This is a genomic window from Micromonospora sp. NPDC047738 (genome assembly GCF_040642675.1).
Lineage (GTDB): Bacteria > Actinomycetota > Actinomycetes > Mycobacteriales > Micromonosporaceae > Micromonospora.
The window spans coordinates 162,144-168,870 of record NZ_JBEYSO010000015.1; the positions used below are offsets into that span (position 1 = coordinate 162,144).

General features: G+C 76.3%; 8 protein-coding genes. 2 read left to right on the forward strand and 6 right to left on the reverse strand.

The annotated features are described in order from the left end of the window. Nucleotides 1–354: 354 nt before the first annotated feature. The 4 genes from ABZ783_RS23180 to ABZ783_RS23195 are packed head-to-tail and all read right to left on the reverse strand — an operon-like array spanning nt 355 to nt 2,904. Nucleotides 355–1,239, reverse strand: a complete 885-nt coding sequence (locus ABZ783_RS23180) for an NAD kinase (protein ID WP_073833321.1) — start codon at nt 1,237–1,239, stop codon at nt 355–357. Then, nucleotides 1,236–2,096, reverse strand: coding sequence for a TlyA family RNA methyltransferase (locus ABZ783_RS23185; RefSeq protein ID WP_357441626.1), 861 nt, complete (start codon nt 2,094–2,096; stop codon nt 1,236–1,238). Before ABZ783_RS23185 ends, ABZ783_RS23180 begins: the two co-directional genes overlap by 4 nt. Nucleotides 2,097–2,119: 23 nt before the next feature. Then, entirely contained in the window at nt 2,120–2,383 is a 264-nt protein-coding gene (locus ABZ783_RS23190) for a hypothetical protein (protein WP_357441627.1), read from the reverse strand. Then, entirely contained in the window at nt 2,380–2,904 is a 525-nt protein-coding gene (locus ABZ783_RS23195) for a hypothetical protein (protein WP_357441629.1), read from the reverse strand. Before ABZ783_RS23195 ends, ABZ783_RS23190 begins: the two co-directional genes overlap by 4 nt. A gap of 114 nt (nt 2,905–3,018) precedes the next feature. Between ABZ783_RS23195 and ABZ783_RS23200 the strand changes: the two genes are divergently transcribed. Then, nucleotides 3,019–3,354, forward strand: coding sequence for an alkyl sulfatase C-terminal domain-containing protein (locus tag ABZ783_RS23200; protein ID WP_357441631.1), 336 nt, complete (start codon nt 3,019–3,021; stop codon nt 3,352–3,354). A 28-nt stretch (nt 3,355–3,382) separates the two neighbouring features. Here the strand turns inward: ABZ783_RS23200 and ABZ783_RS23205 are convergent, their stop codons facing one another. Both ABZ783_RS23205 and ABZ783_RS23210 read right to left on the reverse strand, forming a co-directional pair. Continuing rightward, on the reverse strand, nt 3,383–4,402 hold the full coding sequence (locus tag ABZ783_RS23205; protein ID WP_357441632.1) for an HAD-IIA family hydrolase: 1,020 nt from the start codon (nt 4,400–4,402) through the stop codon (nt 3,383–3,385). Further along, nucleotides 4,399–5,478: a hypothetical protein gene (locus ABZ783_RS23210; RefSeq protein WP_357441648.1), complete on the reverse strand. Its 1,080-nt coding sequence runs from the start codon at nt 5,476–5,478 to the stop codon at nt 4,399–4,401. Before ABZ783_RS23210 ends, ABZ783_RS23205 begins: the two co-directional genes overlap by 4 nt. A gap of 57 nt (nt 5,479–5,535) precedes the next feature. Between ABZ783_RS23210 and ABZ783_RS23215 the strand changes: the two genes are divergently transcribed. Beyond that, nucleotides 5,536–6,727 (forward strand): hypothetical protein (locus ABZ783_RS23215; protein WP_357441634.1); only part of this gene is annotated, 1,192 nt, incomplete at its 3' end.

Below are 6,727 nucleotides of genomic sequence, written 5' to 3' on the forward strand. Positions count from 1 at the left end.
GCCGATCCACCGACCTGATCGGGGTCGACACCCGATCGGGTCCGGCTCAACCGGTCCGCCCGCCGCGGCCGGCCCGCGACTCCTCCAGCACCCCGACCGCCGCGGTCCCGACCACCCCCTGGCCAGGCCCACGGCCGCCGGGCCGCGCGTCCGGGCGGACACGGGCCTACCGCCCCGCCCGGACTCCACCTCAGCGCAGCCCGTACGCCCCGATGACCGCCCACTCGACGGTCGCTGCCGGCCCCGGCGGCGGCACACCGCCGTCGGGGGAGGCTCCTACCGTAACCCGTTGGCGACGCGGCACGGGTACGCCGACCGGACGATGCCGGCACACCCCGACCGCTGAGCCCGCACTCAGCGGCGGCTGCCCCGCCAGCCCTGCACCGGCAGGTCGAACTTGGCGACCAGCCGGTCGGTGAACGGCCGCGCCTTGAGCCGGACGATGCGCACCGGCAGCGCACCCCGGCGCACGGTGACCCGGGCTCCCGGGGGCAGGTCGTACACCCGCCGCCCGTCGCAACAGAGCACCGCGAGGGTGGTGAACGGGTCCACCGTGATCGCGAAGGTGGACGTCGGCGCGGTCACCAGGGGGCGGCTGAACAGCGCGTGCGCGCTGATCGGCACCAGCAGCAACGCCTCCACCTCCGGCCAGACCACCGGACCGCCACCGGAGAACGCGTACGCGGTGGAGCCGGTCGGGGTCGCGCAGACCACGCCGTCGCAGCCGTACCGGGACAGCGGCCGGCCGTCCACGTCGACCAGCAGCTCCAGCATCTGGGCCCGCTCGCCCTTCTCCACGCTGATCTCGTTCAGCGCCCACGACTCGATGGTCGGGCCGCCGTCGAACTCCGCGGTCACGTCCAGGGTGAGCCGTTCGTCCACGGTGTAGTTGCGCCCGACCACGTCGCGTACCGCGCTGTCCAGGTCGTCGATCTCCGCCTCGGCGAGGAAGCCGACCTTGCCGAGGTTGATGCCGAGCAGCGGCGCCTTCGCCGGTCGGGCCAGCTCGGCGGCGCGCAGGAAGGTGCCGTCCCCGCCCAGCGCGAAGACGATCTCGGCGCCCTCGGCGGCCTCCAGTCCGGTCACCGGCACCACGCCGGGCAGGTCCAGATCGTCGGCCTCCTCGGCCACCACCCGCACCTCGAAGCCGGCCGCGATGAGGTCCGCCGCCACCGCCCGGGCGTGCTCGGTGCTGCGCCGACGCCCGGTGTGCGTCACCAGCAGCGCGGTTCGGCTCACCCGGACACCTCCTCGGTCGTGGGCTCCGGCGCGTCGGCCGGAGGCGGGAAGCCCTGCGGGCCGGCGGCCACCACCGCGCGGACCCGCTCGGGGTCCGCGGCGGGCGCGTCCCGGCGTAACCATACGAAGAACTCGACGTTGCCGCTCGGCCCCGGCAGCGGACTCGCCGCGACGCCGGCCAGCCCCAGGCCGAGCTGCGCCGCCGCGGCGGCCACGTCGAGCACCGCCTCCGCGCGCAGCTCCGGGTCGCGGACCACGCCACCCGCGCCGACCCGCTCCTTGCCGACCTCGAACTGCGGCTTGACCATCAGCGCCAGGTCGCCGGCGGGGGTGGTGCAGCCGGCCAACGCCGGCAGCACCAGCCGCAGGCTGATGAACGACAGGTCGGCCACCGTCAGGTCGACCTCGCCGCCGACGGCCTCCGGCGTGAGGGTACGGACGTTGGTGCGCTCGAACACGCGCACCCGGTCGTCGTTCCGCAACGACCAGGCCAGCTGCCCGTACCCGACGTCGACCGCCACCACCTCGGCGGCGCCGGCGCGCAGCAGCACGTCGGTGAAGCCGCCGGTGGATGCGCCGGCGTCCAGGCAGCGCCGGCCGGCGACGGTCAGCCCGCCGGGTGCGAACGCGGCGAGCGCCCCGGCCAGCTTGTGGCCGCCGCGGGAGACGTACTCGGCGGTGGGGTCGGCGCCGGTGACCAGCAGCGGGTCGGCGGGGTCGACCATCGCGGCGGGCTTGCGGGCCGGCACCCCCCGCAGCTGGACGCGGCCGGCCTCCACCAGCGCGGCGGCCTGCTCGCGGGAGCGGGCCAGGCCGCGGCGGACGAGTTCGGCATCCAGCCGGGTACGACGTGCCATGGGTGGTTCTTCTCCGCCTCTCCTCAGGCCTGGTCGATGCTGGCCAGGGTCTCGCGCAGCGTCTCGTACGCCGCCTCGTACTGGGCGATCTGGTCCGCCGGGGAGAGCGCCTCGGCGTTGATCATGGCGTGCACCGCGGCGTCCACCGCCGGGTGCCGGGCATCCCCCACGTCCTCGACGGGGGCGGGCGCCGGCCGTACCCCCGGCGGCGACCCGGGGCGGGGGCCGACCGGGGGCGGACCCGGACGCGGGCCGGGCGGCGGCCCGGGGCGGTACGGGGCGGTCACGACGCGGCACCGCCGGTCTGCTTGCGGCCGGTCGCCTTCTTCGCCGGCCTGACCGGCGCCGCCTCGGCCGAGGTACGCGACACCGTCGCGGCCGGCTTCTTCGCGATCGCCTTCTTCGCCACGGCCTTCTTCGCCACCGCCTTGCCGGGGGTGGGCGCCGGTCGGTCCGGCGGGGCGGAGACCGGGGCCGCGGCGGCCGGTTCGGCCGGGGTCGGGGCGGTCCTCGCCTCGCGCAGCTGCCGTTCCAGCTCATGCACCCGGCGGGTCAGCTCGGCGACCTCGTCGGCGGTGGCCAGCCCGACCGCGCCCAGCGCCCGGTCCACCTCGAAGCGGATCAGCTTGGTCAGCGCCTCCCGGTTCGCCAGGCCGGTGGAGACCAGTTCCTCGGCGAGGGCCTGGAGCTGGGCGGCGGTGGCGCCGCCCTGGCCGACCGCGCGTCGCACGGCGTCCTGGGCCTTCTTCCGGGGCGCCTCCGTCAGGCCCATGGCCAGCTCGAGATAGGCGCGCCACGCGTCCTGCATGCCTGAGTCCTTCCACGGGGCGGGGTGTGCAGGTGTTCACGCTACCGGGCACCCCGGACGTCCCATTGCGGTACCGTGCCGGGGGGAAACGGCGTGGCGTGGTGAGGAGACGATGTGGCCAGCGTGGACGAGTGCCGGCAGGCGTTGCAGGAGCTGGCTGCCCGGCTGAACGGCCACGCGGAGGCGCAGGAGCGGATCGACCTGGACCGCACCCTGGCGTGCCGGATCACTGACCTGGACACGGCGTTCCACGGCAAGCTGGAGGGCGGCCGGCTGGTCGACCTGACCGAAGGCGACGACCCGAAGGCGAAGATCGCGCTGAACGCCACCAGCGACGACCTGGTCGCGCTGGTGCACGGCCAACTCGACCTCGCCAAGGCGCTCGCCGCCCGGCGGGTGTCCATCAAGGCGAACCCGTTCGACCTGATGAAGCTCCGCAAGCTGCTCTGACCCAAGCGGATCCGGCCGCCCGGAGAGGTCAGTCGGGCCGGCCCAGCGCAGCGAGGGCCTCTGCCGCCGCCGGGGACGCGGGCCGCACCCGCGGGCCGACACCCGTCGACCACGCCACCGTGCAGAGCGCGGCGAGCGCGTCGAGCGGGCGTCCCGCGCCGTCCAGGATCAGCCCGCCGTCGGCCATGTTCACCGACCAGCCGCCACCGTCCGGCGCGCCCGGCACCCGGACCACCGCCGCCGGGTCGAAGAGCCCGGCCAGGTCGACGGAGACGTACGCCGGTCGGCGCTCCTCCGGGGCGGCCAGCAGCTCGGGCAGGCCGCTGACGCCGGTGAGCACCAGCAGGCTGTCCAGCCCGGCCCGGCGGGCGCCCTCAATGTCGGTGTCCAGCCGGTCGCCGACCACCAGGGCCCGCCCCTCGCCGGCGCGCCGGGCGGCGGTGGCGAAGAGCGCCGGTTCCGGCTTGCCCACCACCACGTCCGGATCCCGACCCAGGGCGGTACGCAGCACCGCCACCAGGGAACCGTTGCCCGGCAACGGGCCACGCGGGCTGGGCAGTGTCCGGTCGGTGTTCGTCGCGTACCAGGGCGCGCCGGCCTGGACCGCCAGGGACGCCTCGGCCAGGTCGACCCAGCCGACCTGGGGGCCGTAGCCCTGGGCCACGGCGGCCGGCTCCTCGTCGGCGGTCGCCACCGGGCGCAGGCCGACGGCGCGAAGCTCCGCACGCAGCGCTTCCGCCCCGACAACCAGCACCGGCGCGCCGGCCGGCAGCCGGTCGCGCAGCAGCTCGGCGGTCGCGGCGGCGGAGGTGAGCACCTCCTCCGGCCGGGCCGGCACGCCCATGCCGGTGAGCAGGTCGGCCACCTCGCTGGAACGGCGCGAGGCGTTGTTCGTCGCGTACGCCACCGCCCGGCCCTCGGCGTGCAGCCGGGCGACCGCCTCGACCGCGCCGGGGATCGGCCGGTCGATCAGGTAGATCACCCCGTCCAGGTCGAAGACGACCAGGGTGTACCCGTCGACCAGCCGTTCCCCGGCGTTTTCGGTCACCGGCGGTCCGCCTCCGCGCTGCGGTCCGTCTCGGCGGTGCGGGGCGCCTCCGCCGTACCGCCCGCCTCGGCGGAACCGGCCGGCGAGCCGTCGCCGGATCCGTCAGCCGGGTCGGCCGTCGTGGCATCCCCGGTCGCCGTGGCGTCGTCGGCGAGGGACCGGGCGGTGCCGTCGGTCAGCTCGTCGTCGCCGAGGTCGGCGGCGTTGCGGTCGCGGTAACCGGCGGACTCGCCCTCGAGGTCCGCGCCGTCGAGGTCCCCGCCGCGCAGCCGCGCGTCGCTGTCGAGGTCGTCGTCGTCCAGGTCGTCGTCGTCCAGGTCGTCGTCCTCGTCGTCGGCGTTGTCGTCCCGGTCGCCACCGGTGGCGTCCTCGTCCGCGTCACCGTCGAGGTCGTCGTCCTCGTCGAACTCGTCGTCCTCGTCCTCGTCGTCGAGGTCGTCCGCGTCGTCGTCCCGGCGGCCCAGTGCGTCCTCGGCGGAGCCGCCGGTGAGGTCGGCGTCCGGCTGGGCCGGCACGCCGCCCGGAGCACCCGGCCCGGCCGCGAACTCCTCGTCGTCCTCGTCGTCGCCCTCGATGATCACGCCATCGAGCTCCAGCAGTCGCTCCGCGGCGTCGGTCTCGCCCTCGGCGTCCACGTCGGCGGCCCGGGAGAACCATTCCCGTGCCTCCTCGCGGCGACCCACGGCGAGCAGCGCGTCCGCGTAGGCGTAGCGCAGCCGCCCGGCCCACGCCTCGGTCGAGTCGGTGGTCAGCTCGCGCACCTGGAGCATCGCCACGGCCGCGTCCTTCTGCCCGAGGTCACCCCGCGCCCCGGCGGCCACGATCAGCAGCTCGATCGCGACGGCCTGGTCGAGCTTCTCCCGGTCCGCGCCACGGAACAGGTCGATCGCCCGCTCCGGGCGGCCCAGCGCCCGCTCGCAGTCGGCCAGCACCGCCAGGTGGCTCTGCAGCCCGGTCATCCGGTGGTACGTGCGCAGCTCGGCGATGGCGGTCTGCCACTCCCCGGCGTGGTAGGCGGCCAGCCCGACCGCCTCCCGCACCGCCGCGATCCGCGAGGCGAGCCGGCGGGCCGCCATGGCGTGCGCCAGCGCCTCCGCCGGGTCGTCGTCGATCAGCAGCCCGGTCGCGACCAGGTGCCGGGCGACGGTCTCCGCCACCGGCTTGGCCAGCGACAGGAGCTCGGCCCGGACGGTGGAGTCGAGGTCGCTGGCGACCACCTCGTCCGGCAGCGCCGGCTCCGCCGCCCGCTCGCCCGTGCTTCCCTCGGCACGCTCGAACCGGTCGTCCCGCCGTTCCCGCTGCGGCCCGTAGCCGCCCTGCCGGCCGTCGTCCCGACGCGGCCGGTCGCCGTAGCCCCGGCGCTCCCCGTCCCGCTCGGTACGCTCCCGGCCGCCCCGGTAGCCGCCCTCCCGGCGCTCCCCGCCACGGAAACCGCCCTCGCGCGGCGCCCCACCGTCACGGCGGAAGCCCTCACGGCGCTCGCCGTCCCGGATGCCGCCCTCGCGGTCGTCGCGGCGGAAGCCGCCCTCACGGCGCTCGCCACCACGGAAACCGCCTTCACGGTCGTCCCGCCGGAAGCCACCCTCACGGCGCTCGCCACCACGGAAACCACCTTCACGGTCGTCCCGCCGGAAGCCACCCTCACGGCGCTCGCCACCACGGAAGCCACCCTCGCGGCGCTCCCCGCCACGAAAGCCGCCCTCACGGCGCTCGCCACCACGGAAACCGCCCTCACGGTCGCCACCACGGAAGCCACCTTCACGGTCGCCGCCGCGGAAGCCGCCCTCACGGCGCTCGCCACCACGGAAACCGCCCTCACGGTCGTCCCGCCGGAAGCCACCCTCACGGCGCTCGCCACCACGGAAACCGCCCTCACGGTCGTCCCGCCGGAAGCCACCCTCACGGCGCTCGCCACCACGGAAGCCACCCTCGCGGCGCTCCCCGCCACGAAAGCCGCCCTCACGGTCGCCGCCGCGGAAGCCGCCCTCGCGACGCTCGCCACCACGGAAACCGCCCTCACGGTCCCCGCCACGGAAGCCGCCCTCGCGCGGCGCTCCGCCGTCCCGCCGGAAGCCCCCCTCGCGGCGGTCAGCGCCCCGCGGGCCACCGTCACGGTCATCCCGGCGGTCGCCACCGCGGAAGCCGCCCTGACGGTCGTCGCGGCGCAAGCCGGTGCCCCGGTCGTCACGGCGGAAGCCCTCGCGGCGCTCACCGCCACGGAAGCCACCCTCACGGTCATCCCGGCGGTCGCCACCGCGGAAGCCGCCCTGACGGTCGTCGCGGCGCAAGCCGGTGCCCCGGTCGTCACGGCGGAAGCCCTCGCGG